This window comes from Novosphingobium sp. ST904 (assembly GCF_001298105.1).
Classification (GTDB): domain Bacteria; phylum Pseudomonadota; class Alphaproteobacteria; order Sphingomonadales; family Sphingomonadaceae; genus Novosphingobium.
This window is the reverse complement of sequence record NZ_LGJH01000141.1, coordinates 61,756-87,669: the sequence shown is the minus strand read 5'-3', so window position 1 is coordinate 87,669 and position 25,914 is coordinate 61,756. Positions and strand designations below refer to the sequence as shown.

Annotated in this window: 18 protein-coding genes and 2 pseudogenes; 9 read left to right on the top strand and 11 right to left on the bottom strand. The window is 67.6% G+C overall.

The window, feature by feature from the left end; all coding sequences use genetic code 11:
- Positions 1-372: 372 nt before the first annotated feature.
- Positions 373-2,428: pseudogene (locus ADT71_RS12160) on the bottom strand (protein-disulfide reductase DsbD family protein).
- Between the two features lie 97 nt (positions 2,429-2,525).
- On the opposite strand from ADT71_RS12160, the gene ADT71_RS12155 reads away from it, so the two are divergent.
- The gene (locus ADT71_RS12155; RefSeq protein ID WP_054437181.1) at positions 2,526-4,202 is read left to right on the top strand and encodes an alkaline phosphatase family protein; all 1,677 of its coding nucleotides are present in this window, start codon (positions 2,526-2,528) and stop codon (positions 4,200-4,202) included.
- Positions 4,199-5,442: pseudogene (locus tag ADT71_RS12150) on the top strand (FAD-dependent monooxygenase). The gene ADT71_RS12155 and the pseudogene ADT71_RS12150 overlap by 4 nt, the downstream one beginning before the upstream one ends.
- 39 nt (positions 5,443-5,481) lie before the next feature.
- Here ADT71_RS12150 and ADT71_RS12145 read toward each other — a convergent pair.
- From ADT71_RS12145 to hemC, 3 genes are read right to left on the bottom strand one after another with little or no spacing between them, the layout of a single operon-like run.
- Positions 5,482-6,432 (bottom strand): hypothetical protein, encoded by a 951-nt coding sequence (locus ADT71_RS12145; protein ID WP_054437179.1) that lies wholly within the window; start codon positions 6,430-6,432, stop codon positions 5,482-5,484.
- A gap of 19 nt (positions 6,433-6,451) precedes the next feature.
- Positions 6,452-7,147 (bottom strand): uroporphyrinogen-III synthase, encoded by a 696-nt coding sequence (locus ADT71_RS12140; RefSeq protein WP_054437177.1) that lies wholly within the window; start codon positions 7,145-7,147, stop codon positions 6,452-6,454.
- 7 nt (positions 7,148-7,154) lie between these two features.
- Positions 7,155-8,099 carry a hydroxymethylbilane synthase gene (gene hemC / locus ADT71_RS12135; RefSeq protein WP_082370305.1) on the bottom strand — a complete coding sequence of 315 codons (945 nt, stop codon included), beginning with the start codon at positions 8,097-8,099 and terminating at the stop codon, positions 7,155-7,157.
- Positions 8,100-8,159: 60 nt separating this feature from the next.
- On the opposite strand from hemC, the gene tsaD reads away from it, so the two are divergent.
- The 5 genes from tsaD (at position 8,160) to ADT71_RS12110 (ending at position 13,315) form a co-directional block, all read left to right on the top strand.
- Entirely contained in the window at positions 8,160-9,206 is a 1,047-nt protein-coding gene (tsaD, locus tag ADT71_RS12130; protein ID WP_054437175.1) for a tRNA (adenosine(37)-N6)-threonylcarbamoyltransferase complex transferase subunit TsaD, read from the top strand.
- Positions 9,203-10,207, top strand: a complete 1,005-nt coding sequence (locus ADT71_RS12125) for an NAD(P)H-dependent glycerol-3-phosphate dehydrogenase (protein WP_054437173.1) — start codon at positions 9,203-9,205, stop codon at positions 10,205-10,207. The genes tsaD and ADT71_RS12125 overlap by 4 nt, the downstream gene beginning before the upstream one ends.
- Entirely contained in the window at positions 10,204-11,727 is a 1,524-nt protein-coding gene (locus ADT71_RS12120) for a lipopolysaccharide biosynthesis protein (protein WP_054437171.1), read from the top strand. Before ADT71_RS12125 ends, ADT71_RS12120 begins: the two co-directional genes overlap by 4 nt.
- Positions 11,728-11,779: 52 nt before the next feature.
- On the top strand, positions 11,780-12,505 hold the full coding sequence (locus ADT71_RS12115) for an OmpA family protein (RefSeq protein WP_054437169.1): 726 nt from the start codon (positions 11,780-11,782) through the stop codon (positions 12,503-12,505).
- 135 nt (positions 12,506-12,640) lie between these two features.
- Positions 12,641-13,315 carry a hypothetical protein gene (locus tag ADT71_RS12110; protein ID WP_054437201.1) on the top strand — a complete coding sequence of 225 codons (675 nt, stop codon included), beginning with the start codon at positions 12,641-12,643 and terminating at the stop codon, positions 13,313-13,315.
- A gap of 97 nt (positions 13,316-13,412) precedes the next feature.
- On the opposite strand, the gene ADT71_RS12105 is transcribed toward ADT71_RS12110, so the two are convergent.
- From ADT71_RS12105 to uvrB, 4 genes are all read right to left on the bottom strand, one after another.
- Positions 13,413-14,921 carry a S10 family peptidase gene (locus ADT71_RS12105; protein ID WP_054437167.1) on the bottom strand — a complete coding sequence of 503 codons (1,509 nt, stop codon included), beginning with the start codon at positions 14,919-14,921 and terminating at the stop codon, positions 13,413-13,415.
- Between the two features lie 205 nt (positions 14,922-15,126).
- Positions 15,127-16,632 carry an acetyl-CoA hydrolase/transferase family protein gene (locus ADT71_RS12100; RefSeq protein WP_369818239.1) on the bottom strand — a complete coding sequence of 502 codons (1,506 nt, stop codon included), beginning with the start codon at positions 16,630-16,632 and terminating at the stop codon, positions 15,127-15,129.
- Between the two features lie 127 nt (positions 16,633-16,759).
- On the bottom strand, positions 16,760-17,869 hold the full coding sequence (locus ADT71_RS12095; protein ID WP_231635838.1) for a LuxR C-terminal-related transcriptional regulator: 1,110 nt from the start codon (positions 17,867-17,869) through the stop codon (positions 16,760-16,762).
- 250 nt (positions 17,870-18,119) lie between these two features.
- The gene (gene uvrB, locus ADT71_RS12090) at positions 18,120-20,309 is read right to left on the bottom strand and encodes an excinuclease ABC subunit UvrB (RefSeq protein ID WP_054437165.1); all 2,190 of its coding nucleotides are present in this window, start codon (positions 20,307-20,309) and stop codon (positions 18,120-18,122) included.
- A gap of 110 nt (positions 20,310-20,419) precedes the next feature.
- Here uvrB and ADT71_RS12085 point away from each other — a divergent pair, with 110 nt between their 5' ends.
- Positions 20,420-20,929, top strand: coding sequence for a DUF3617 domain-containing protein (locus ADT71_RS12085; protein ID WP_231635837.1), 510 nt, complete (start codon positions 20,420-20,422; stop codon positions 20,927-20,929).
- 549 nt (positions 20,930-21,478) lie between these two features.
- Positions 21,479-21,790 carry a hypothetical protein gene (locus tag ADT71_RS33580; protein WP_231635836.1) on the top strand — a complete coding sequence of 104 codons (312 nt, stop codon included), beginning with the start codon at positions 21,479-21,481 and terminating at the stop codon, positions 21,788-21,790.
- Positions 21,791-21,799: 9 nt separating this feature from the next.
- Here the strand turns inward: ADT71_RS33580 and ADT71_RS12075 are convergent, their stop codons facing one another.
- The 3 genes from ADT71_RS12075 to ADT71_RS12065 all read right to left on the bottom strand — a co-directional run bounded on the left by ADT71_RS12075 (position 21,800) and on the right by ADT71_RS12065 (position 25,720).
- The gene (locus ADT71_RS12075) at positions 21,800-22,684 is read right to left on the bottom strand and encodes a DMT family transporter (protein ID WP_054437195.1); all 885 of its coding nucleotides are present in this window, start codon (positions 22,682-22,684) and stop codon (positions 21,800-21,802) included.
- Positions 22,685-22,852: 168 nt separating this feature from the next.
- Complete coding sequence (locus ADT71_RS12070) at positions 22,853-24,688, bottom strand: NAD(P)/FAD-dependent oxidoreductase (RefSeq protein ID WP_231635835.1); 1,836 nt, start codon at positions 24,686-24,688, stop codon at positions 22,853-22,855.
- A 105-nt stretch (positions 24,689-24,793) separates the two neighbouring features.
- On the bottom strand, positions 24,794-25,720 hold the full coding sequence (locus tag ADT71_RS12065; protein WP_054437163.1) for an SDR family NAD(P)-dependent oxidoreductase: 927 nt from the start codon (positions 25,718-25,720) through the stop codon (positions 24,794-24,796).
- Between the last annotated feature and the right edge of the window lie 194 nt (positions 25,721-25,914).

Here is a 25,914-nt window from a genome sequence, read left to right as displayed (position 1 = left end):
GTCCTGACCCTAGAGCAGCCACACGGCAAGCATGATCCAGAATGTTGCCGAAAAGGCGATGGCGATGGTGAGGCCGAGCAGGGGGCGCCGTTCCCGCTTCAGGTCCGTTTCTTCCGGTGGATCCCCGGATGCCGGGTCTACGGCCATAACGACCGGTGAAGCCGGCTACGACCAATACACTGCGCACCGCGCGAAGTGGCGGTGTGGGAATCAGCCGAAATCGGACTTCGAGCCATGGACGGTACTCCCGGCGCCTGCGCCGGTCGGCTCGGTACACGTCCCGGTCACGTCACTTCATCATGAGCCCTGCCGGGGCGACAGGGCCATATCGATGGACGGGTGCCTATCGGCGGTCGGGCGAAGGCCAGCCGTTCAGCCTTCGGCCTTTTCGGCGAGAAGCGCCGGGGTCAGCACTTGCGGCAATTGCTCCGCCTTACCGCCATTTGCGTACCAGACGTAAAGCGGCACGCCTGCTGCGCCTTGCGCGGTGAGGTAGCGGGTGATCTCCGGATCGCGGCGGGTCCAGTCCCCCCGCAGCACGACGACGCCGGCCTTTTCGAAGGCGGCGCGCGTTTCCTCGCGCTCGATGGCGACCTGTTCGTTGACCTTGCAGGTGAGGCACCAGTCGGCGGTCATCCAGACGAACACCGGCTTTCCGGCGGCGCGCGCATCGGCCAGTGCCTTCTCGCTGAAGGGCTTTGCCGCCAGCAGCGATTCGATGCGCTCTTCAGGCGGGGCGGGGCGGGGCAGCACGGCCAGCACGATGGCGGCGGCGGCAAGGGCAAGCACGGCGAAGGGGCGGGCGGCCTTGCCCCGGCGCTGGGCGCGGCCCGCCGCCAGGAGGATGGCAAGGATCGCGATCAGGCCCACAAGAGCGCCCAGCACGAATACGGTGCCTCCGGCCTTCCAGGTCAGCCATGCCAGTGCCAGCGCGGTCAGGCCCATCGGCAGCGCCATCCAGTGGCGGAACGTCACCATCCAGCCGCCGGGCCGGGGCAGCCGCTTGCGCAGCGCCGGGACGAAGGCCACCGCCAGGAAGGGCAGGGCGATGCCGAGGCCGAGCGCGGCGAACAGGGTCATTGCCGGCAATACCGGCAGCAGCAGCGCCGCGCCCATCGCCGAAGCCATGAACGGTCCGGTGCAGGGCGTCGCCACGAAAGCGGCGAGCAGGCCGGTGGCGAAAGCGCCCCGGGTGAAGCTGGAGGGCGAACCGCCGGACACGAAGCCGGGGACCGTGAACTCGAACAGGCCCATAAGGTTGGCGGTGATGACCGAGGCGAGCAGCAGAAGGCTCACGACCACCAGCGGCTCCTGCAACTGGAACGCCCAGCCGACCTGCTCGCCGCCTGCGCGCAGCGCCAGCAGCAGCGCGCCAAGCCCGAGGCAGGCGGTGATGACGCCCGCCGCATAGGCAAGTCCCTCGATCCGGGCATGGCTCTCGCTCTCGCCCGCGCGGCGAGGCTCAGCGCCTTGAGGCTGAGAATCGGAAAAACGCAGGGCATGACGTTGAGCAGCAACCCGCCCGCCAGCGCGGCGAGCAGGAGCAGCGGCAGCGAGGGCAGTTCGGGCGCGGCGGCATCGGCGGCGAGCGGCGTGCCGCCTGTCGGCACCGTCCCCGCGCGAGCGGTGAAGGCGATGCCGTCTCCCGCGGGATTGAGGCGCAGCACCCCGGTCAGGACATCCGCGCCGCGCGGGTCGAGCTTCGTGCGGGGGAGCGTGACGATCAGCATGTCGCCCTTCCAGGCGAATTGCTGGTTGCCGGCATAGTCCGCCAGCTTGTCCTCGCCGATGAAGACGTGCGGGTCATCCAGCGGAGTGGCGGCGGGAAGCGGGATGGCGAGGCGCACCGTGCGCTCGTCGAGGCTGAAGGTGGCGGCGGCGTCGAGCGGGGCGGGGAGGCGGCGCAGCCATTCGGCAAAGCGCGGATCCGCGCCGGTCTCGGCCTTGGCGGCCACCGGCACCTCAACGGCGAGGTCGGCACGTTCGGGCACGCAGATCTGTTCGGTGCAGGCGAGCATTCGGCATGGAGGCGGACCGGCACGCGGCTTCCGGGCACGGCATCCGCCGGAACCGTGAAGGGCACGAGCACCGCGTAGTCGCTTTCGAAGACGTGGTTCATCAGTCCGGAAACCACCAGCGTCTGCGGTACCGGATAGCGCGGGCTGCCGGCTTTCGCCCCGTCAGGCAGGGTCCAGTCGAGCTGCATGCCGAGGCCGGCGTCGCCGGGGTTCGACCAGTAGCCGTGCCAGCCTTGCGCCGGTGTCATGTGAATGGCGATGGTGCTTTCGCCGCCCGGCGCCGCCGCCGGACCGGCCACCAGTTCGGCGGCGATGTGGGCGGGAGCGGCCTTGGCGGCGAGCGGGGCAAGAAAGAGCGCCAGCATTTGACACATGAGTGCCATAAACAGGCGATAGCGGCGCTTTTTCATGAAACTCCCGTGCGTTGGGGGCGCTTGCGTCGCCCACGCATTGCAGACATCGATGCATCTGCGCCCATTGCATCGACATTTCAAGGAAGTCCCCCCGATGCGCCTGCTTTCCTCGTCGCTCGCTCCGCTGGCCCTGGTTGCGGCACTGGCCGTTTCGGCCCCCGCACTGGCGCAGGAAGCACCGGTGGCCGCTGCTTCCGCGCCCGCGCCGCAGGGCGAGCCCCGGCTGATTGTCGCGATTTCGGTGGACCAGTTCTCGGCCGACCTCTTCGCCCAGTACCGCGAGCATTTCACCAGGGGCTTCACGCGCCTGCTGCAAGGGGCGGTGTTCCCCTCGGGCTTCCAATCCCACGCCGCCACCGAGACCTGCCCCGGCCATTCGACGCTGCTGACCGGTGTGCACCCTTCGCGCACCGGCATTACCGCGAATTCGTGGTACCAGCCCGGCATCGCCCGCGCCGAAAAGGAAGTCTACTGCGTCGAGGACGAGACCAACCCCCGGTCCACGCCGGACAATCCGGTGGTCAGCCCCGCGCACCTCAAGGCGCCGACGCTGGGCGACCTCATGAAGAAGCGCAATCCCGCGACCATCAACGCAGCCGTCTCCGCCAAGGACCGCGCCGCAGTGATGATGAGCGGCCATGACACGGACGCCGTCTACTGGATCGGCGCCAAGGGCTTCACCACATTCGAGAACCGCAGGATCAGCAAGGCGGCTGAGACCGAAAACGCGGTCATGGCGAAGCGCGTCGCGGCCGGTGACGGCCCGCTGGCGGTGCCGGGCTGGTGCGGCAGTGTCGATCGGGCGACGCCGATCAAGGACTTCACCATCGGCACGTACCGTTTCCCGCTGGCCGCCGGGGACTTCAAGTCCTACGCCAACGGCCCGCGCGTGGACACCGCCACCGCCGAGATGGCCGTGCGCATGGTGGATGAATTGGGCATGGGCAAGGATGCCGTGCCCGACGTGCTCTCCGTCAGTTTCTCGGCTACGGACAAGGTCGGCCATGCCTTCGGCACTGAGGGCGTGGAAATGTGCATCCAGATGAACGTGCTGGATGAGGCCATCGGCAGCCTGTTCGACGCGCTCGATGCGCGCGGGATCGATTACGAGGTCGTGCTCAGCGCCGATCACGGCGGCTTCGATGCGCCCGAGCGGCAGAAGCTGCGCGGCAATCCCGATGCCACCCGCATCGATCCCGCTCTCACCGCCGGAAAACTGGCCGCCGCCGTCTCGCAGGATACCGGCGTGACCGTGAAGAACGGCCCGCTGTTCTACGGTGCGGGCGAGGCGGGCAGCGTCTGGTTCTCGTCCGAACTGACGGCCGGACAGAAGCAGAAGGTCATGGCCGCGCTCGTCGCGCGCCTGAAGGCCAATCCGCAGATCGCCGCTGTCTATACGCAGGACCAGATCATGCAGTGGCCCCAGCCCAAGGGCAATCCGCAGGACTGGACGATGGAGCAGAAGGTCCGCGCCTCCTTCGTGCCGGGGCGCTCGGGCGAAGTGCAGATGCTGACCGTGCGCGGGGTCGTGCCGGGCGAGGCCAAGCCGTTCAAGGTCGCCTCGCACGGCAGCCCGTGGGACTACGATCGCCGCGTGCCGATGCTGTTCTGGCGCAAGGGCATGACCGGTTTCGAACAGCCGACCCCGGTGGAGACGGTGGACATCGCGCCCACCCTTGCCGCGACGGTGGGTCTGACCGCGCCGGCCGGCACCTGGGACGGAAGGTGTCTCGACATCGACGCCGGAGAGGCCGATAGCTGCCGTCGATGAACGACTCTGCAGCGAAGCACGACCAAAAGGCGGAACACCGCGACCTGATCATCCTGGGCGGCGGCCTCGTCGGCATGACGCTGGCGCTTGCCGCGGCCCGGGCGGGTATCACCAGCCACGTCATCGACCGGGCGACCCGGCCGATCTCACTGCCGAAGGCGCGGACGGCCGGGCCTCGGCAATTTCGACGGCGAGCTGGAACCTCTTCACCAACATCGGCCTCGCGCCTGCGCTGAAAGATCTCGGTTGCCCGATCGATTCGATCGCCGTCACCGATTCGATGAAGCCGGGCCGGATCGATTTCACGCCCAAGCCCGAGGAAGGCTCGCTGGGCCGCATGTTCGCCAATCGCGACTTGCGCCTAGCCCTGTTCGCCGCCGCGCGTGAGGAGAAGAACATCGCCTGGCACGTCCGCACCGAAGCGGTCCGGCGCGACCGGGGGCCGCACGGTGTCGAGGTGGAGCTTTCGGACGGCCGCGTGCTCGGCGCGAGCCTGCTGGTCGCCGCCGAGGGCCGCCAGTCGCCCACGCGCGACGAGGCCCGCTTCGCGCTGGCCAAGTGGGACTACAAACACCGCGCCATGGTGACCGGGCTGTTCCACGAGAAATCGCACGCAAACACGGCCTGGGAAATCTTCTACCCGGCGGGACCGTTCGCGCTGCTGCCGCTGCTTGATGACGATCAGGGCCGCCATCGCAGCGCGCTGGTCTGGACGGTGGCGGAAAAGGATGCCGCCGGGATCATCGCCATGCCGGACGCCATGTTCCTCAACGAAGTGGAAAGCCGGATGCACGGCGTGCTCGGCAAGATCACGCTTTCCGCGCCGCGCATGAGCTATCCGCTGCGTTTCCATCACGCCGGACATGTGATCGACGAGCGCCTTGCGGTGATCGGCGATGCGGCTCACGGCATGCACCCGATCGCCGGGCAGGGCCTCAATCTGGGCCTGCGCGACGTCGGCGCGCTGGTCGAAGTGCTCACCGAAGGCATGCGCCTTGGCCTTGAGCCGGGCGATGCGCAGTTGCTGGCGCGTTACGAGAAGTGGCGCAGCCTCGATACGTTCATGGTGATGTCGGTGACGGACGGGCTGACCCGCCTGTTTGGCATTCCCGGCCGCCTGCCCAGCGCGGCGCGCCGCCTCGGCATGGGTGCGGTGCAGCGCCTGCCCAGCCTCAAGCGCTTCTTCATGGATGAGGCGCGCGGGATGTCGGGCGCCTTGCCGGAGCTTCTGCAGGGATAAGGGGCTTCACGCCCCCCTGCCTACCCCTCGCATTCACCCTTATTCGGACGGAGCCGCTTCCGAAGCATCCGCCGAAGGCAGGTCGGTCGGCAGCACGCCCGGTGTCGCCAGCGGGCTCGGCTGGTCCACCGTGTGCCCTTCGGCGTCGGTCAGGCGGCGTGGTTCGAGCATGGCGGTGGTTTCGAGCAGGTTGAGCGCGTCCTGCACGTCCTGATAGCGGTGCGCATCGGCGGTCCAGGTCTGGGCGGCCTGCGCATTGGGCAGGCGCTCCACTTCGCTGATGGCATTGCCGATGCGGCGGGCGCTCAGCATCAGGCGGGCGCGGTCGATGCGGGCGGTGGGCGTCAGGAGGGTGGAGGATTCGCGGCGCACCACGAAAAGGCTCGACAGTTCGCGGCGCGCCTTCTGCCAGAGGCTTTCGTTGCTCTGCGTCTCGCTGAGTTCGGGCGACAGCGCTTCGAGACGGGCGGAGAGTTCGTCGATGGTGACGGGGTTCTTCGAGAATTCGATCACCGTCTGCACCGCGCGGGGCTGGGCATTGGTAAAGCGCAGGCGAAGCTGGTCGGCGACGTAGCTCAGCGGTTCGCCGCGATCGACCATGCGGCGCGCGGCGAAGGCGATCAGCAGGCCCTCGGCGCGGGCGGCATTGCCCGAGGCGGCGCCGGTCTGGAAATCTATGCGGGAAAGCCGGTCCTCAAGCAGCGCGAGCCGCCCTTCGACCGATCCCAGCGCGGCCAGCTGCGCCGGTGACGAAGGCGCCGTGGCCATCGGTACTTGCGGGCGAGAGGGCGTGGCCTGCTCTGGCTGCGGCGCGGTTTCGCCTTGCGGCATGGCCCGTTGCGGCAGGATTTTTGCCAGTTCCCCGCTTGCCGCTGCCCAGGCGACCAGCGCGCCTCCCAGCAGGAAAGCAATCAGGGCAACGAAGAATACACCTCCGCGCGAACGCGGGCGTGAGGACGAATGAGGTTGTGGCGAGGTGAAATCCTGCATCAAGTCTGGTTCTGTCAGTTTACGATCCCGAGGGGAAGTCTTGGCATATCTCCAGGGCCATGGCCAGCAGCGCAGTGTCGTTGGGGAGCGCGGCGCTGCGCAGGGCGGCCCAGCCTGACCCCGCCCGCCCGGCAACGCGCGGGCCGATGCAGGCCAGGGCGATTCCCGCGCGGCCGATGCCGATCCGGTCGCACTCGCCCACGAAATGCCCCGCCGCCTCGGCGGAATGGAGCAGGACCACGGCGGGTTCCTTCAGCGTTTCGGCCAGTCCGGCCGGCAGGGGAAGGCTTTCGCTGGCGTAGACTTCGCGGGTTATCACGGTGCGATCGGCGGGCACGTCGAGGATGGTGTGCTCGCGTCCGGCCAATCGCAGCAGGCGGCCATGGCCGGGGGCGAGGTTTCCCAGCACCGATTGCAGTCCGCCGCTGCCCGTGCGCACCACGTCCAGACCGGCGTCGCGGGCGGCCTGCGCCGTCCGGTCCCCCACCGCGTACGCGGGCAGGCCGCGATAGGCGCCGAGTGCGGGGCCGCCATGGCGCAGGGCATTGGCGCTGCCGAGCAGGACGGCGTCGATTTCGCTGCGCGGCACCAGAGACCAGGGCAGGGCGCGAACCGCGAACAGCGGAAAGGCGCGGGCATCGAGCCCCATGGCCCTTGCCGCCGCCACGGTCATGGCAGTGCCGGGTTCGGGCCGGATGACGATGACGGGCGGCATCGCCGCCTCAGCCCGCCCCGGTGAAGTGGACGGCGATGGCCGGAACCGCGCGGGCGAGCAGGTCGGCGGCGAGGCGCGCCGGACCATCGCGATCGGAAAGCGGGAAGCTGGCCTCTCCCTCGACCTTTTCGGCGCCGTCCGGGCTGTAGAGCGCGGCCCGCATCGCGAGGTTGGCGCCGTCGTGCCGGGTGAGCACGGCGATCGGGCTGTGGCAATTGCCGCCAAGGCCGGCAAGCAGGGCACGTTCGGCAAGCACCGAGGCGCGGCTCTGGGCATCGTCCACGGCGGCGAGGAAAGCGCGGGTGCGGGCATCGTCGGCACGGCATTCGACCATGATCGCGGCCTGGGCGGGAGCGGGCAGCCAGTCCTCTTCGCCCAGCGGGTGGCCGGTGCCGGTCTCGCCCAGCCGCTTAAGTCCGGCGGCTGCGAGGAACGTGGCATCGGCCTCTCCGGCGGCCAGCTTGGCGAGGCGGGTGGCGACATTGCCGCGGAACGTCACGACCTTGCAGTCCGGCCGCGCGTGGAGAAGCTGCGCGGCCCGGCGCGGGGCGCTGGTGCCCACGACCGCGCCTTGCGGCAGGGCGCGGATGCTCTCGGCCCCGACCAGCACGTCGCGCACGTCTTCCCGCGGGAGAATCGCGCCGATCGCGAAGGCTTCGGGGCGAATCGTCTCCACGTCCTTGGCCGAATGGACCGCGAAATCGATCTCGCCGTCCGCCAGCCAGGCGTCGAGTTCCTTCGTCCACAGCGCCTTTCCACCGATTTCGGCCAGCGCGCGGTCCTGAATGCGATCGCCGCTGGCGGTCACGGCAACGATCTCTATATGCGCGGGATCGATTCCGTGAGCGGCGGCCAGCCGGTCGCGTGTTTCCTCGGCCTGAGCCATCGCCAGCGGCGAGCGGCGGGTGCCGAGGCGGAAGCTTTGTTTTTGCGTGTCAGTTTGCGTCGTCATCGGCGGGTTGTGCTACCCGCCAATGTCGTCCAGTGGAAGGGTCGTTCAGGGAAAGATACAATGCGGACGGTACTGGGCATCGAAAGCTCGTGCGACGAGACGGCGGCGTCGCTGGTAACCAGCGACCGCAGGATCCTCGCCCAGCGCATCGCCTCGCAGGACGAGGCGCATCGGCCTTACGGCGGCGTCGTGCCCGAAATCGCCGCGCGCGCGCATGCCGAGCGGATCGCGCCGCTGATCGAGGCGACCCTGGCGGATGCCGGGATGACGCTGGACGACGTGGATGCCATCGCCGCCACGGCCGGACCCGGACTGATCGGCGGGGTGATGGTGGGGCTGGTCACGGCCAAGGCGCTCGCCATGGCGACGGGCAAGCCGCTGATCGCGGTCAACCACCTCGAAGGCCATGCGCTGTCGCCGCGCCTTGCCGACGGCGAGCTTGCCTATCCCTATCTCCTGCTGCTGGTATCGGGCGGTCACTGCCAGATCCTGCTGGTGGAAGGCGTCGGCCGGTTCCGCCGCCTTGCCACCACCATCGACGACGCGCTGGGCGAGGCTTTCGACAAGTCCGCCAAGCTGCTGGGCCTCGGCTATCCGGGCGGACCGGCGATGGAACGGCTGGCGCTGGAAGGCAATGCCAGGGCGGTGCCGCTGCCGCGTCCGCTGAAGGGTTCGGACGAGCCGCATTTCTCCTTCGCCGGGCTGAAGAGCGCGGTCATGCGCGCCAAGCAATCCGGCCAATATGCCGATGCCGATATCGCCGCCTCGTTCCAGCAGGCCGCGATAGACTGCCTGATGGACCGCGCCCGCCGCGCGCTGGCCTCGGTCGGCCCGGAATACGGCAAGCTGAACGCGCTGGTCGTCGCCGGGGGCGTGGCCGCCAACAAGGCGATCCGTGCCGCGCTCGAAGCCCTCGCCGCCGAGCATGACCTCGATTTCGTCGCTCCGCCGCTGGGCCTCTGCACCGATAACGCCGCGATGATCGCCTGGGCGGGCGTGGAGCGGTTCGCCATGGGCCAGTCCGATCCGCTCGATGTGGCGGCGCGTCCGCGCTGGCCGCTCGATCCCGATGCCGAGACCGTGCGCGGCGCGGGGGTGAAGGCATGAGCGCGGGAATCGGAGTGATCGGGGCGGGCGCCTGGGGCACCGCCCTGGCGCAGTCGCTCGCGGGGGACGGCAGCGACGTGCTGCTCTGGGCGCGCGAGCCGGAACTGGCAGAGCGCATCAACGCCGACCGGCGCAACGAAGTCTACCTGCCGGGCGCAGCCCTTGCCGAAACCGTGCGAGCCACGTCGAACCTGGCCGACCTGGCGGCGCTTCCGGTGCTGCTCGCGGTGGTTCCCGCGCAGTTCCTTGGCGGTGTGCTTGCCCAGCTTCCGCCGCTGGGCTTTTCGGGCGATCTCGTGCTCTGCGCCAAGGGCATTGAGGCCGGCACCGGCCGTCTCATGGCGGACGTGGCCGCGCAGGCCGTGCCGCATGGCCAGATCGCGGTCCTTTCCGGCCCGACGTTCGCGCATGAAGTGGCTGCCGGCCTGCCGACGGCGGTGACGCTCGCCTGCGCGGGCGGCGATGCGCAGTGGCGGCGCCTGTCGCCGCTGATCGCGCGGCCTTCGCTGCGCCCCTATTATTCCGACGACGTGATCGGCGCGGAGATCGGCGGCGCCGTGAAGAACGTGCTGGCCATCGCCTGCGGCGTGGTCGACGGCCTCAAGCTCGGCCAGAACGCCCGCGCCGCGCTGATCGCGCGCGGCTATGCCGAAATGCTGCGCTTCGGCGTGGCGCGCGGCGCGCGGGTGGAAACGCTGTCCGGGCTCTGCGGCCTTGGAGATCTCGTGCTGACCTGTTCCTCTACTTCCAGCCGCAATTTCTCGCTCGGCCTTGCGCTCGGGCAGGGGCTGACGGCGGCCGAAGCGCTTTCGGGCAAGAATTCGGTGGCCGAAGGCGCCGCCACCGCGCCGGTGCTGGCCGAACTGGCGCGCCGCGACGGTATCGAGATGCCGATCGCCGAGGCCGTCAGCCGCCTGCTGGAAGGCAAGGTTCCGGCGGGCGAGGTCGTTGCGCAGATCCTTTCGCGCCCGCTTCGCGCCGAGCAGGAGCAGCGTTCTTGAGCGACGGTATCGTGACCCGCACCGCAGCGGAGCAGGCAAGCAAGGAACACGACGATATTGCGGCGCTGGCCAAGGGCGGGCGAACCAATCTCTTCGGGTTCTTCCTGCGCCTTGCCGCGCGCATCCCCTTCCTGTTCATCGCCGGTCGCGCCTCGGTCTACGGACCTGCGGCGCTGGGCCGCTTCGCCTCGGCGCTGGTGGTGATCGAACTGACCTCGATGATCTGCACCATGGGCGAGAAGCGCGGCCTGGCGCAGCGCCTTTCCGATACCGAAGGGCAGGTCCACCCGGCCAACGTCATTGCCGACGGCATGATCCTGGCGGTGATCGCCTCCTGCGCGGCGTCGCTGTTCTTCTGGTTCGTGCCCGCGCCGATGTTCCCGGGCGGCCATTATACCCAGATCGACCGGCTGATGGTGATCGCCATCCTGCCGCTGACGATGACCGAGATCTGGCTGGCGGCGCTGGCCTACCGGCTGCGGGTAACGCCCACGGTATGGTCGCGCGCGATCGTGGAGCCATGGGTCATCTCGATCCTGGCGGGCGCGATGATCTGGCTGGCGCCCGAGAGCGGGCTGTCGATCGCCTACATGGGTTCGATCGTCGCCGCCGCGATCACCGCCTTCATTCCCTTCTTCCGCGAATATGGATTGCCGCAGGGCTGGCGCCCGCGCCCGCGCCAGATGCAGGCGCTCGCCATCCGTTCGCTGCCGATCGCGCTGGCCGACACGATCGAATGGGGCACGCGCCGCGTGGACCTGTTCCTGCTGGGCTTCCTCGCGCCGTCCTCGGCCGTCGGCGTCTACTACGCCGCGCAGCAGGTCGCCAGCCTGCCGCAGAAGCTCAAGACCAGCTTCGAGCCGGTGCTCGGCCCCGTCATCACCCGCAACCTCAAGCAGCGGGACTATGCGGCCATCGCCCGGCAGGTTTGCCAGGTGGGCTTCTGGATCACCGCCGCGCAGGCGGGAATCGCGCTTGCGCTGGGCATTCCCGGCGAGGGCGTGATGGGTCTGGTCGGCCGCGAATTCGTGGGCGGCACCGGGGCGCTGGCGTTCCTGCTCGCCGCCGAAGTGGTGGCGGCCACCGCCGTCGTCAGCGAAGCGGCGCTGGTCTATGTCGCACGCATGAGGAACCTCGTGGTCTCGCTCGTCACCATCGCGCTGCAGGCGGTGCTGACGCTGGGCGGCATTCTGGCGATGCAGAAGCTGGGCTACAATTCGCTCTATCAGGCGGCGACGGCGGCGGCCGCGCTGATGACGGCGCTGGGCTTCGCCTCGCTGGTGAAGTCCAAGATGCTGGCGAACTATCTCCGGGAGCCGATCAACAACTGGCGCTGGGCGCTGGTATGGGCAGCGGTTCCGGCGGTCGTACTGGGCTATCTCGCCACGCAGTTCCTGCCGGAATGGGCGGAGCTGGCCTTCGGCATTCCCGCGATCCTGGGGTCCTACTTCCTCGTTATCTGGAAGAAGGCCTTCGGTCCCGAGGACCGCAAGCTGTTCCAGAAGACAAAGGCCGCCTGATCCGTATTTTCAGGTGTTCCCTCCGGCACTTCATTTCGTCTAGGCTGCCTTCATGAACCCCCGCCGCGCATCCATCGTTGCCGCCGGCGCCGCATTATGTCTGGCGCTTTCCTTTGTTGCGACGAGAGTGCGCGGGCCGATCTTCATCGGCAATCTGGAACGGCAGGCGGAAATCGTGCGCGACCGGGCGGGCGGAAGCGGCGTCGATCTCGCCTTCCGCGACCGCTACGGCTGGCTGACGCGCCATCCGGTGCTTTCGGGCGGCAAGGGGCTGGACGCCGAGACCCGCACCCGCGTTGCCGCCGCCGTGACCGAAGTACCGGGCATCGGCGGAATCACCTGGTCGAGCGAGGGTGACGGCACCGGCGGCACCCGGCTGCGCTGCCAGGACGACGTGGAGGCCATCCTCGCCTCGCGCACGATCCGCTTCACCGAGGCCAGCGCCCGGATCGATCCCGTCAGCGAACGCCTGCTCGACGAAGTGGCCAGGGCCCTGCGTCCCTGCGTGGGCAGCATCATCGCGGTGACCGGGCATACCGACGCCACCGGCAACCCGCAGGCGAACAAGGCGCTTTCGCTCGCCCGCGCGGAATCGGTGCGCTGGGCATTGATCGGCCGCGGCATTCCCGCCGACGGCCTGCGCGCGGCAGGGCTGGGATCGAAGACGCCCATAGAAGGTCTGGACCCGCTCGACCCTGCCAATCGCCGGATCGAGTTTTCGGTGATCGCCTCGGCCCCGGTCAAGCCAACCCCGATCGATACGCCGGGTGCCGAATGACCGTGCAAATTACGATGAAAGGAGCCGCCGATGCCGCTATGGCTTGAAATGGCCGTTTCGGTGCTGCTGACCTACATGGCGGGTTTCGGCATCGGCTGGCTGGTCTGGAACCGGAAGGGATAAGTTGTGGTGCAAATGATCGAGGCCAACTGGCTGATCTTCATCGTCGCGTTGCTGGTCGGCATCGTCGTCGCCTACTGGCTGTTCGCGCGCGCCTCCAAGCCCGCGCCCCGCGCCCATCGTCCCGACGTGCTGGACGAAGGCGCCGCGCCCGCGCAGCGCAATCAGGCCCTGATAGACGATGCGCCGCCCGCTGCGCAGTTCACCGCGCCCGTCCATATCGATCCGCCTGCCATGGCGGGGACGATGGCCGGGATCGGCGAAGTGATCGCCGTGGCCGCGCAGCAGGAAGTGGATGCGGCCACCCCGCCGCCGCAGACCATCGCGGCCGAGCCGGAAGCGGCGCCTGCGCCCGCGCCTACGCCTGTACCTGAGCCTACGCCCGAGCCCGAGGCTCCGGCGCCTGAGCCCGCCGAAGTCGCGCCCGCACCTGCCGCCGCGCCGGCGAGCGAGGGCGACGACTTGCGCAAGATCAAGGGCCTCGGCCCCAAGATGCTCACGTTGCTGACCGCGCTCGGCGTGACCCGCTTCGAGCAGATCGCCGCCTGGACCGATGCCGATCTCGATGAGCTGGACGGCAAGCTGGGGGCCTTCGCGGGCCGTCCGCGCCGCGATAGCTGGGTGGAACAGGCACGCCTGCTCTCCGGCGGGGACACCGGCGCTTACGAAGAAAAGTTCGGCAAGCTCTGAACGCGAAAAAGGGACGCTCGCAAGCGTCCCTTTCCTATGCCGCCCGGGCGGCAGAAAACGGGGCTGCGGGATCGTCCGCAGCCCCGTTTTTCTTGCGTCACGACGCCGCGCGGTAGCTTTCGAGGATATCGCGGCGGAGCGCCGCGCCGCTGTCCGTGCGCGAGTAGAACATGTGCCCGCCGGGGTACATGTGCAGTCGCACGCGGTCCGGGCGGCCGAACTGCGGCATCTGCGACATGATCAGGCGCGAACCGAAGTAGGGGCACGAGAGATCGTCCCAGCCGTGAACGATGTCGACGGTCATCTTCGGGTCGATCGAGATCGCCTGGCGCAGGTCCTTGACCGGATTGTCGCTGTCGTCGCGTTCCCAGGCGTTGTTCACTTCATAGGACAGTGCGTTGTAGCGCGCATCGACCTTCCAGCCGACCTGACGCGTCACGAAGTCCACCATCGCCGAAGTCGTCGGCGCGATCAGGGTGGTCAGCAGCGGGTCGCTGTACTGCGGGCGGGCGCTGGCCGGGAAGGGATCGTAGGCGGTGAAGTTGGAATCGTAGACCGAACCGACAAGACCCTGGTCGCGGCGGATTTCGCGCAAGTAGGTGCCGATATCCACGCGGCCGTCCATGCGGCGCACGAGGGCCGGATCGAGCCCGGTCAGTTCCGCCACTTTGGCCGAGAGGCGGTCGGTCGCGGCCTTGTCCTGCGGGCCGGCCAGGAAGTCCTGCACGTACTGGGTGCGGATGTACTGTTCGACGGGGGCCATCGAAGCCTCGCTCAGGTTGCCCTGACGTTCGAAGTGGCCTGCGACCATGGCGGGCAGGTTGATCATCCAGGGCAGCGGCGAAAGCGCGTCGTCCTCGCCGATGGCGGGCGGATCGAGATAGGGCGAAACCAGCGTCATGCCCGAGATGCCCACGCCCATCTGCGTCTGCAGGTAATAGGCCAGGCGCGGCACGCGGTAGCCGCCGTAGCTCTCGCCCGAAAGGTACTTGCGGCTGGTCAGGCGGCCGTTCTGGTTCAGCCAGTCGTAGACCACGCGGCTGAGGTACTTGATGTCGTTCTCGGAGGTGTAGAACGCCTTCTTGGTCTCCTCGGCGTCGACGCGGCTGCGCGAGAAGCCGGTGCCGATCGGGTCGATGAAGACGAGGTCGGTGAAGTCCAGCCACGAGTTCGGGTTGTCATGCAGCACGGCCGGATCGGATGGGGCATCGCCCTGCGCGCCGAACTGGACGCGCTTGGGGCCGATGGCGCCGAGGTTCAGGTAGACCGAGGCCGCGCCGGGGCCGCCGTTGAACGCGAAGGTCACGGGGCGCGAAGTGGGCGCGCCGGGCACGGTGTAGGCGGTGTAGACCACCTCGCCGATGGTCTTGCCCTTCTCGTCCTTGATCGGCAGCGCGCCGACGGTGGCGACGTAATTCACGGTCTTGCCGCCGATCACCGCGCTCTGCTTGATCGACTTGGGCGCGGGCAGCATGGGGAGTTCGTCGCCCTTCGCATCGTCGCCCTTCTTCGCTTCGGCGCTGTCGGCGGGCTTTGCGGCCGCGAAGGCCGGGAACGAGGTGGCGGCGAGAACCATGGCCAGGCAGGCCAGCGAAACTTTGCGCATGAAAGGAACGACCCCTTTTGGACTGCGCCCGAACGGGCGCTCATGGGGCGATACCTAGAACTCGAAGATAGTATACGACAAGGGTTCGGACCGGAAAAAATGGTGCCTGGCCCGTCCTGCCTTCCGGGGATTGGCCATGGGTTAAGCCATCGGAAGGCAGGGCAGGCCAGCGTTCGGACGGCTCGGGGGTGCCGTCCGAAACCGTTCAGGGCAGCATCGATCCCGTCTCGATGAAGCGCTGGTGCCAGGACAGCGCCTCGCCCGGCAGCGAGGGCGACTGGAGGCCGTAGGAGCCCTTGAGCGCGCGGGCGTAATAGTCTTCCAGCAGCGGGCGATAGTCCGGGTGCGCGCAGTTGGCGATGATGACCTTGGCGCGCTCCCGCGGGCTGAGGCCGCGAAGGTCGGCCAGGCCCTGCTCGGTGACGATCACCTGCACGTCCTGGTTGATGTGATCGACATGGCTGGCCTGCGGCACGATGGCCGAGATCTTGCCGCCCTTGGCGGTGGAGGGCGTCATGAAGATCGAGATATAGGCATTGCGCGCGAAATCGCCCGAACCGCCGATGCCGTTCTGGATGCGCGAACCCATGACGTGGGTGGAATTCACGGCGCCGTAGATGTCCGCCTCGATCAGCCCGTTCATGGCGATGCAGCCGAGGCGGCGGATCAGTTCGGGGTGGTTGGAGATTTCCTGCGGGCGCAGGATCATCTTGTCGCGGTAGCGGTGCATGTCCGCATTGACGCGCGCGGCGGCCTCGGGGCTGAGCGAGAAGGCGGTGGCCGAGGCCATGCGCAGCTTGCCGGAATCCAGCAGGTCCAGCATGCCGTCCTGGATCACTTCGGTGTAGGAAGTCAGCGCATCGAACGGCGAATCCACAAGGCCGGTCAGCACGGCATTGGCGATATTGCCCACGCCCGACTGGATCGGCAGCAGTGCCGAGGGCAGGCGGCCCAGCTTCACTTCGTGGCTCAGGAATTCGAGGATGTGGCCGGCGATCGCCCTGGCCTTCTCGTCCGGCGGGCTGAACGGGGCGTTGCGGTCCGGCCGGTCGGTCTCGACCACGGCGACGACCTTGGCGGGATCGACCTTGAGGTAGGGTTCGCCGATGCGGTCATCGGGCTTCACCAGCGGGATCGGCACGCGCGCGGGCGGCAGGGCGGTGCCGTAATAGATGTCGTGCATGCCCTCCAGCGCCTCGTTCTGCCACGAATTCACTTCGAGGATCACCTTGGAGGCGCGGTCGAGCCAGGTCTTGTTGTTGCCCACCGAGGAGGAGGGGATCAGGCTGCCGTCGGCGCGGATGCCGGCCACTTCGATCACCGCGGTGTCGAGCGGGCCGAGGAAGCCCTGCCAGGCCATCGGCGCGACCTGCGACAAGTGCATGTCGAAGTAGTTCATCTCGCCCTTGTTGATGCGTTCGCGGGCGATGGGATCGGAATTGTAGGGCAGGCGGAACTCGATTCCGTCGGCCTTGGCCAGCGCGCCGTCGAGCTCGGGGCCGGTCGAGGCGCCGGTCCACATGCGCACCTTGAAGGCGCGGCCCGCGGCGTGTTCGGCCTCGATATGGGCGGCAAGGGCAAGCGGCACGGCCTTGGGATAACCCGAGCCGGTAAAGCCGCTCATGCCCACGGCGGTGCCGCTTTCGATCAGGCGCGCGGCCTCTTCTGCCGGCATGACCTTGGAGCGAAGCTCGGGACTCTCAATGCGCATGGGCATCCTCTTCGTTTCTGAATGACGTTGGAAGCGCCAGTCGGCCTCCGGGGGCGACGAATCCAGTGCAAAGTCCAAACACACGGTTGCGGCGGATGCATGACAGAATCCGCCTGGTCCGTTCCCCTTATCGCGACACCATTTCTATCACCGATCCTGCCGTGGCGACCAGTTCCGCCTCGCGATTGACGCCGCATTTCTGGAAGATCGTGCGCAACTGGGCCACCACGGTCTGGACGCTGACGTTTCTCATTCCGGCGATGATCTGCCGCGAATGGCCCTGCGCCAGCAACATGACGACTTCGGCTTCGGCCATGGTCAGCTTCAGGGCGTCTGCCAGCCGCTGCGGCGGGACATTGGCGGGCGTGATCGGCGCGCGCAGCGTGACGATCACGCGCGGCGCGAAACCGAAGGTCCAGTCCTGCCGCGGCAGGGTGCGGACGTCGAGCAGGACCGGGCCTTCGTCGGCGTGCAGCCAGAGATCGGCCGGTCCGGTGCGGGTGCCGGCAAGGGCCGCGCCGATCTGCGTCTGGAGCGCAAGGTCCACGTCCTGCCGCGCGGCGCGAAGCACCCTGGCGCGAACCTGCAGCGTTCGTGGGCCCAGCAGGTCGCGGGCGGCGCCAGTCATTCCACAGACCTTGCCCACCGCGTCGAGAAGGATCGCGGCGCTGCTCATGGCTTCGAGCGATCCTTGCAGGAGCGCCGCGCCCTGATGCTCTATGGAATCCTGAAGCCGGATGGCGTCCAGCACGGTCGGCCCGATCCGGGCGAAGACCTCGCGCTGGGCCTCGGTCGTCGGGCCGTCCCGGGTGCCATGCAGCGCGGCGATCCCGAACAGTACGCGGGGGCGCTGGCTCAGCACCATCTGGACGCCGAATTCGGCATCGTGGCGGCGCACATAGTCGAGATAGCTCTCATTGGTGGAAACGGCGCGCGCCGCCGCGTAATGCGCTTCCCATGACAGTTCGAGCGGCGGGCGCGTGGCGGCGACCCGGTAGTTCACGTCGGGCCGGTAACCGCCGATCGAGACGAACTCGTCGATGAAGGTCTGGTCGCTGTCCGTCACCCAGTTGAAGGCGGTGTTGCGGTCACCCAGCGCCAGAAGCTGCGCACGCGAGGAGCCGGTTTCACTGGCAAGCGCCTTCAGCGCCTTGTCCCACCCTGCATCCTCGAACGGTGCGCGCGTGAAAAGCTCCGCAAGATCGCCTGCGCGAGACTGGTCCCTGTCAATGCCCACAAACGATATCATGGGGCGGGTAACAGTACTTAACAAGTACCGTTATGCGATGGATCTTCCGGGAAAGTACCATGAACATGGTATGCCGCCGCCCTGGAATCAGTACAGGATAACCCTGCGACCCGAAGGATCGGCGACAAGCCATCCTGACACTGCCCGGGACCTGTTCTTCAGGCTCCCGGGCATTTTGCCATCCGGCATCGGCGGATGCGCGGATGAGCAACCCCGTCTTCCGTGAACCGGCCTTGCCTCAGCTGCCCCACCGCTTTTTCTGGGATTTTCCATAGCGCGTCTTGCGCGTCCCCGGCTTGCCCTCGTTGCTGCGGCCGACGATCGGGGCTTTCTTGTGATCGTCCGGGATGCCGAGTTCGCTGGCTTCCAGGCGGCGAATCTCGTCGCGCAGGCGGCCGGCTTCCTCGAATTCGAGGTCGGCTGCGGCATTGCGCATCTTCTGTTCGAGTTCCTCGATATAAGCGCGCAAGTTGTGGCCGACGAGGTTGTTCTGCCCTTCCGCGTCGATGTCGATCAGCACGCCGTCGCGGCTGGCGGTGTCCGCCACGATATCGGCGATGCGGCGCTTGATCGTCTGCGGGGTGATGCCGTGCTCGGTGTTGTATTCTTCCTGGCGCGTGCGGCGGCGGTCGGTTTCGGCGATGGCGCGTTCCATCGATCCGGTCATGCGGTCGGCATAGAGGATCACGCGGCCATCCACGTTGCGCGCGGCGCGGCCGATGGTCTGGATCAGCGAGGTTTCGCTGCGCAGGAAGCCTTCCTTGTCGGCATCGAGGATGCAGACCAGCCCGCATTCGGGAATGTCGAGCCCCTCGCGAAGGAGGTTGATGCCCACCAACACATCGTAGACCCCCATGCGCAGGTCGCGGATAAGTTCGATACGTTCCAGCGTCTCGACGTCGCTGTGCATGTAGCGCACGCGCACGCCGGCCTCGTGCATGAATTCGGTGAGATCCTCCGCCATGCGCTTGGTGAGGGTGGTGACGAGGGTGCGATAGCCGCGCTCCGCCGTGGTCTTGCATTCGACGATGCAGTCCTGCACCTGATCCTCGACCGGGCGGATCTCCACCGGCGGGTCGATCAGGCCGGTGGGGCGGATCACCTGTTCGGCGAAGACGCCGCCGCTCTGGTCCATCTCCCAGTGGCCGGGCGTGGCCGAGACGGCGATGGTCTGCGGGCGCATCGCATCCCATTCGTTGAAGCGCAGCGGGCGGTTGTCGATGCAACTGGGCAGGCGGAAGCCGTATTCGGCAAGGGTGATCTTGCGGCGGTGATCGCCCTTCGACATGGCGCCGATCTGCGGCACCGTCTGATGGCTTTCGTCCACGAACAGCAGCGCATTGTCCGGCAGATATTCGAACAGCGTCGGCGGCGGTTCGCCCGGCATGCGGCCGGTGAGGAAGCGCGAATAGTTCTCGATCCCCGCGCAACTGCCGGTGGCGGCGATCATCTCGAGGTCGAAATTGGTGCGCTGCTCCAGCCGCTGGGCTTCCAGCAGGCGGCCTTCGGCTTCGAGTTCCTTCAGACGCTCGGTCAGTTCGAAGCGGATCGCCTCGCTGGCCTGCTTCATCGTCGGCCCCGGCGTGACATAGTGCGAGTTCGCGTAGACCCGCACTTTTTCGAGCGCGGAGCCCTTCTTGCCGGTGAGCGGATCGAATTCGGCGATTTCCTCGATCTCGTCCCCGAAGAACGAGATGCGCCAGGCGGTGTCCTCAAGGTGGGAGGGGAACAGTTCCAGGTTGTCCCCGCGCACGCGGAAGGTGCCGCGCGTGAAGGCCGCATCGTTGCGCTTGTACTGGAGGGCGACCAGCTTGCGGATGATCTCGCGCTGGTCCTGCGTGTCGCCGGTCTTGAGGTCGAAGATCATGGCCGAATACGTCTCGACCGAGCCGATCCCGTAGAGGCACGAGACCGAGGCGACGATGATCACGTCGTCCCGCTCCAGCAATGCCCGCGTGGCCGAGTGGCGCATCCGGTCGATCGCCTCGTTCACCGAGCTTTCCTTCTCGATGTAGGTGTCCGACCGGGCGACATAGGCCTCTGGCTGGTAATAGTCGTAGTAGGAGACGAAATACTCGACCGCGTTCTCGGGGAAGAAGTCCTTCATTTCGGCATAGAGCTGCGCGGCGAGGATCTTGTTCGGCGCGAGGATCAGCGCCGGGCGCTGCAGTTCCTCGATCACCTTGGCCATGGTGAAGGTCTTGCCCGAGCCGGTGACGCCCAGCAGCACCTGCGTCTTCTCGCCCTCTTCGGCGGTCGAGACGAGGTCGGCGATGGCGGTGGGCTGGTCGCCGTTGGGTTCGTATTCGGAAACGACCTTGAACGGCCTGCCCGGCATCGACTTGTCGGGACGCTGCGGTTTGTGAGGGACGAACGTGCCCGAGGTGTCCGGTTCCTCAAGGCCCCGGCGAATGATCAGTTCTGCCATGGGAGAACATATGGGGTATATGCCACGCGCCCGCAATGAGTCGTTGGCAGTGACGACGCGCCGATGGTACCCCGCTCACATCCGGGGATGGTGCGAAGGATCAAGGCGAGATGAAGCGATACGTGACGATGACCGCGGCGATCGGTCTGGCAATGCTGGCTGCCGGTTGCGGTTCGAAGGACTCCGGCCACGAGGCCGAGGGCGCGAAATCGATCGACGAGGTGAAGCAGGAAGCCGCCAAGCTGGATCGTCCCAAGCCCGGCCAGTACAGCCAGAAGATCGCGGTTACCGGGATCGACCTGCCGGGAATGCCGAAGGAAACCGTCGACCAGATGAAGGCGATGCTGGCCAAGGAGAAGGTCAGCGAGTTCTGCCTGACCAGGGAACAGTCCGACAAAGGCTACCGCGACATGTTCGAGAGTGTCGATAAGGACAAGGAATGCGCTTATTCGCGCTTCACCGTTGATGGCGGCAAGCTCGATGCCCAGATGAACTGCACGGCGAAGGACGGCGGCAAGGCGGTCATGACGCTGAACGGCAAAGTGGCCGAGGACAGTTCGGACATCACCGTGGCCATGGACATGACGGGAACCGCGCAGGCGCCCAGAACGGACAGATGAAGATGACGATGCACATGACGACCACGCGGGTCGGCGACTGCAAGGAGTGAAGGCGGCAGGGATGACAGCATGTCGGCGGTCGATCGGACAGGAGTCCGCAGGGGCGTGAACGGTCCGGCCCCCCGGCAGTTCGGCGTCATGCGCAGCGCCATCGCGCGCCGCGCGCGCTGGCGCGCGAACCGCATCCCGAAGGCGTCCGCAAGCCGTCGCTTCGCCTGTTCCTGGCGGAACTCGCGTCTCTCCGCAGCCGCGGCGCGAAGCTGCTCGGCGTCGAGAAAGCGCTTCATCCCCAGCCGGTCATGCTGCTTCCCGGCTTCGGCGCCCATCCCAACCGGATGAAGCCGATGGCCGAGGCCCTCGCCCAGGCCGGGCATGACGTGCACGAATGGGGGCTCGGCTTCAACTTCGGCCCCAACCAGACCAACTTCGAGTTCCTGATGCGCCGCGTCGGCGCGCTGGCGCGGCGGCACCGGGCGCCTGTCACGCTGGTCGGCTGGAGCCTGGGGGGCCTGGTTCGCCCGCGAGATCGCCCGCCGCGAGCCGGACAGCGTGGGCAAGGTGGTGACGATGGGCACGCCCTTTTCCGGCGATCCGCGCGCCAACAATGCCTGGCGGGCCTATCAGGTGGTCACCGGCCATTCGGTGGACGCACCGCCGATCGACTGCGATTTCGCCGCGAAGCCGCCCGTACCGACCATCGCATTGTGGAGCCCGCGCGACGGGGTGATTCATCCGCGCTCCGCCTGCGGATGGCCGCACGAGCGCGACCGCGCCGTGGCCATCCGTTGTTCGCACCTCGGGTTCGCCAGCGATCCGCGCGCGATAGCCGAAGTGCTGCGGCAGCTCGATATCGAGGGCTGAGGCGGCGGTTCAGGCCATCGCCTCGTCGCGGGGGCTTGCCACGGGGGACCGGGCGGCGAGCGAACAGCCCGCGCTTGCCGCGATCATCATTGCCACCGCCAGCCATTGCAGCCCGGTCAGCCGCTCGCCCAGAACCGCGAAGCCGACGATCGCGCCGAGTGCGGGGGCCATGCTGCTGAGCAGGCCGACGATCCGGCTGGGGAGCTGCGTCATCGCCCGCATTTCAAGCATGTAGGGCAAGGCGCTGGACAGGATCGCGACGACGAACCCGAGGCCGAGCGCGGGCAGCGGCAGGCTGGCCGGAGCCGAAGCGATCCCGAAGGGCACGGTGACGAGGCAGGCCACCGTCATCCCGATGGAGACCGCCGTCGAACTGCCGACTTGCGCTGCGCGTTTCCCGCAAAGGATATAGAGCGCCCAGCAGGCCGCCGCGCCAAGCGCGAAGCCGATCCCGGCCAGATCGAGCGGGGCGGCGCGTCCCGGCCAGGGGATCAGCAGCGCCAGTCCGCCGAGCGCCAGGCCGAGCCAGAGAAAATCCCGCAGCGAACGCGAGGTCGCCAGGACCACGCCGAGCGGTCCGCAAATCTCGATGGCAACGCCAATGCCAATGGGGATGCGCCGGAACGCCCAGTAGATCATCAGGTTCATGCCGCCCAGCACGAGCCCGTAGACCAGCAGCCAGCCCAATTGCCGCCCGCTCATGCGGCTGCGCCAGGGGCGGGCTATGGCCAGCAGGATCGCGGCCGAAATCGCGGTGCGCAGGGCGGCGACGCCTTCCGGCCCGACGATCGGGAACAGGCTCTTGGCGAAAGCGGCGCCGAGATTGATCGAGGCCTGCGCCACGACGATGGAGAGGCCGGCAAGAAGGGCGGTGCGGTCGGTCGGCGCGGTCATGTCGGCGGCGATGCCCGCGCGGCGGCCTCGGCAAGTGCGGAGTTCGGCGTTACGCCGGTTCCGTCCGGGAATTGCCGCCGCCGCCGGCACCATCGCCGCCGCGTCGGGTAAATGCTGGCCGGGGGCGGGCGAAACCCGCGCCCCCGGCCGGAAAGGGCTATTCGAGAATCAGGCCTCGAACCTTACCCCGTCCAGTTCCTTGCTGCCGCGCCAGTCGGCCAGCATGTCGCGGAAGGCGTCCCAGCCGGGCAGATAGCCGCGGAACAGGGCCCACTTCAGTTCCTTGTCGCCCTCGTTGTTGAAGTAGCTGGGCGTGCAGTCGTTCTGGAAGCCGGACATGTCGACTTCGTTTTCCTTGCAGTGCGCGCAGTAGCCTTCGACGCCCTCCCTGGTGGCGGCGACGGTGCTGGCGCCGCGGCGCAGGGTTTCGCCCACCATGAAGCCGATGTGCTCCGCCTGGCGGCCGAACTGCTCAGTCGTGGAGGAGTTCGTGGCGCCCTGGATGTAGCCCATGTAGAACATCGCCGGGAATTCGTCGGTGATCACGCCGTGGAACGTGCTCGCGCCGTTGGTCCAGTGGTCGTAGATCGACTTGCCGCCGCGTCCTTCCACCGTGTCGATGCCCCAGCGGCGCTTCAGGTCGCTGGTCACTTCGAAGCCGGAGGCGAAGATCATCAGGTCAACCTCGTGCTCCACGCCATCGGCGATGAAGCCCTTCTCGGTCATCCGTTCCACGCCCTGGGTGCCCGAAACGTCGATCAGCGTGACGTTGGGCTGGTTGAAGGTCGGGTAGAACTCGTTGTTGGAAAGCGGCCGCTTGCACATGAAGCGGAACCACGGCTTGAGCTTCTCGGCCGTTTCCTCGTCCTGCACGATGGCATCGACACGGCGGCGCAGGCGTTCCATCACCTGGAAGTCCACGACTTCGCGGCGATCCATGAACTCCAGCGGATCGAGCGCGGGCCAGCCTTCCTCCGCCAGTTCGACGGCGAGGTTGCGGCTGATCTCGGTCCAGATGTCGCAGATCAGGTCAGGCTCGCCCGGCAGGAAGAACTGCTGCGCGGCGCGGTGGAAGTTCGCCATGCGCTCCTGCTGCCAGCCCGGCGCGAGCGAGGCGGCCCAGTCCGGGTCGGTCGGCGGATTGGGGCGTTCGTCGATGTTCGACGGCGTGCGCTGGAGCACGAAGAGATGCTTGGCGTACTTGCCGAGGTAGGGCACCGCCTGCACGGCGGTAGCCCCGGTGCCGACGATGGCGACGCGCTTGTCCTTGAGCTTTTCCAGCTCCGGCGCGGTCCACGAACCGCCGGTATAGTCATGCTCCCAGCGGCTGGTGTGGAACATCTTGCCCTTGAAGTCGTGGATGCCGGGGATGCCGGGCAGCTTGGGCATGTTCATCACGCCGCCGGCCATGACCACGAAACGGGCGCGAATGTCGTCGCCGCGGTTGGTTTTCACGTGCCAGCGCTTGATGCTTTCGTCCCACTGGATCGAGGTGACGAGCGTGTGGAACAGCGCCTTGTCCACGAGGTCGAACCGCTCGGCCATGTCCTGGCAGTACTGCTGGATTTCCCAGCCGTCCGAGAACTTCTTGCTGGGCATGAAGCCCGTTTCTTCCAGCAGCGGCAGGTAGCAGTAGGCGTCGTTGTCGCACTGCACGCCGGGATAGCGGTTCCAGTACCATACGCCGCCGAAGCCGCCGGCGTGATCGATGTTGCGCACGTTGGAAACGCCCTGCTTGTGCAGGTGGTAGCCGGCCAGAATGCCCGAGAAACCGGCGCCGAGGATGGCGACGTCCAGATCCTCGACGATCGGCTCACGCTCGGCCACCGGGGTGAAGGGATCGTGGGCGTAATTGTCGGAAAAGTCTTCGGTGGGCCGCACGTACTGCTCGCCGCCCTCGCGCCGCATGCGCTTGTCGCGCTCCTGGCGATACTTGGCCTTCAGCGCCGGGATGTCGAGTTCCTCGGGGCTTGGCACGTCGGTCTTGAGGCAGGTCATTTCCATCGAATGGGCATCCTCTTGGGTGGCGACTCTGCTCCGGTCGCCCGTTGCTGCCGAATCTGGCGCAGCCGGCAGTTAGTTGTCAACAATGTTGTTCATTAAGCCCGGTCACGCATCGGCGCCCGCCGTCGCCATCCGGAACGAGTAGCCGATGTGATCGACATGCCCGTGAAGCCCGAAATCGAGCACTTCGGCCTTGTCGCGGAAGGCATCGGCAGCGGCGGCCACGTCCTCGATCGTCCACTCCGGGCGATAGACGCCGCGCGTCTCCGCCACGAACATGCGCGCCACGCGGCCCGCCATCGAGGCGAAGGTCTCTCCGGTGACCGGGCATTGCTCGTGCGAGAGCCAGCCGACCACCGGCGTCACGAGTTCGGGGTCCATCGGCGGATACTGCGAAATGTCGAGCCCCTCGGCCATGCGCGTCACCGCGCCGGGCACGATCACGTTGCACTTCACGTTGTGCGCCTCGCCCTCGAGCGCGGCGATGTTGGAGAGGCCCAGCATCGCCGACTTCGACATGCCGTAGTTCACGCAGTTGAGGTTGCCGTAGAGCCCGCCGACCGAACTGGTCAGAACGATGCGCCCGTAACCGGCATCGCACATCGGCCCGAACGCGGCCTGCACGACGTGGAAGGCGCCGAGCAGGTGAACGTCGAGCACGGCGTGAAGGTCTGCGGCGGAAAGCTCGCGGATCGAGCCGTAGCGCACGTTTCCGGCATTGTGGACCAGCACGTCGATCCGGCCCCATTGGTCCAGCGCGGCCTGGACGATGGCCTTGCCGCCTTCGGGGGTGGAGACGGAATCGGTATTGGCGATGGCCTCGCCGCCCGCCGCCACGATCTCGTCCACCACGCTCTGCGCCACACTCTCGTCGGCGCCCGGTGCATCGAGGTCGCCCCGGATCGCACCGCCCAGATCGTTGACCACCACTTTGGCCCCGCGCGCCGCCAACAGCAGCGCATAGGCCCGGCCAAGGCCGCGGCCGGCTCCGGTAATCACCGCCACGCGGCCGTCAAAGCGCATCTCTTCCATGGAACTCTCCCGGCCGACCGTCCCTGATCGGGGTGGTCTCTTTTCCGTCTGTCGATCGAATATGCGTACAGGGCGGGGCGGGGCAATCGAACAAAGCCGCGCAACGTCGCGGGGCGATAGTGCGCGTTCCCAGGCGCTTCGTCCCGGTCACCGCGTTGCCTGCCCCGGACACGCTGGATAGGCTCGGCACGCAA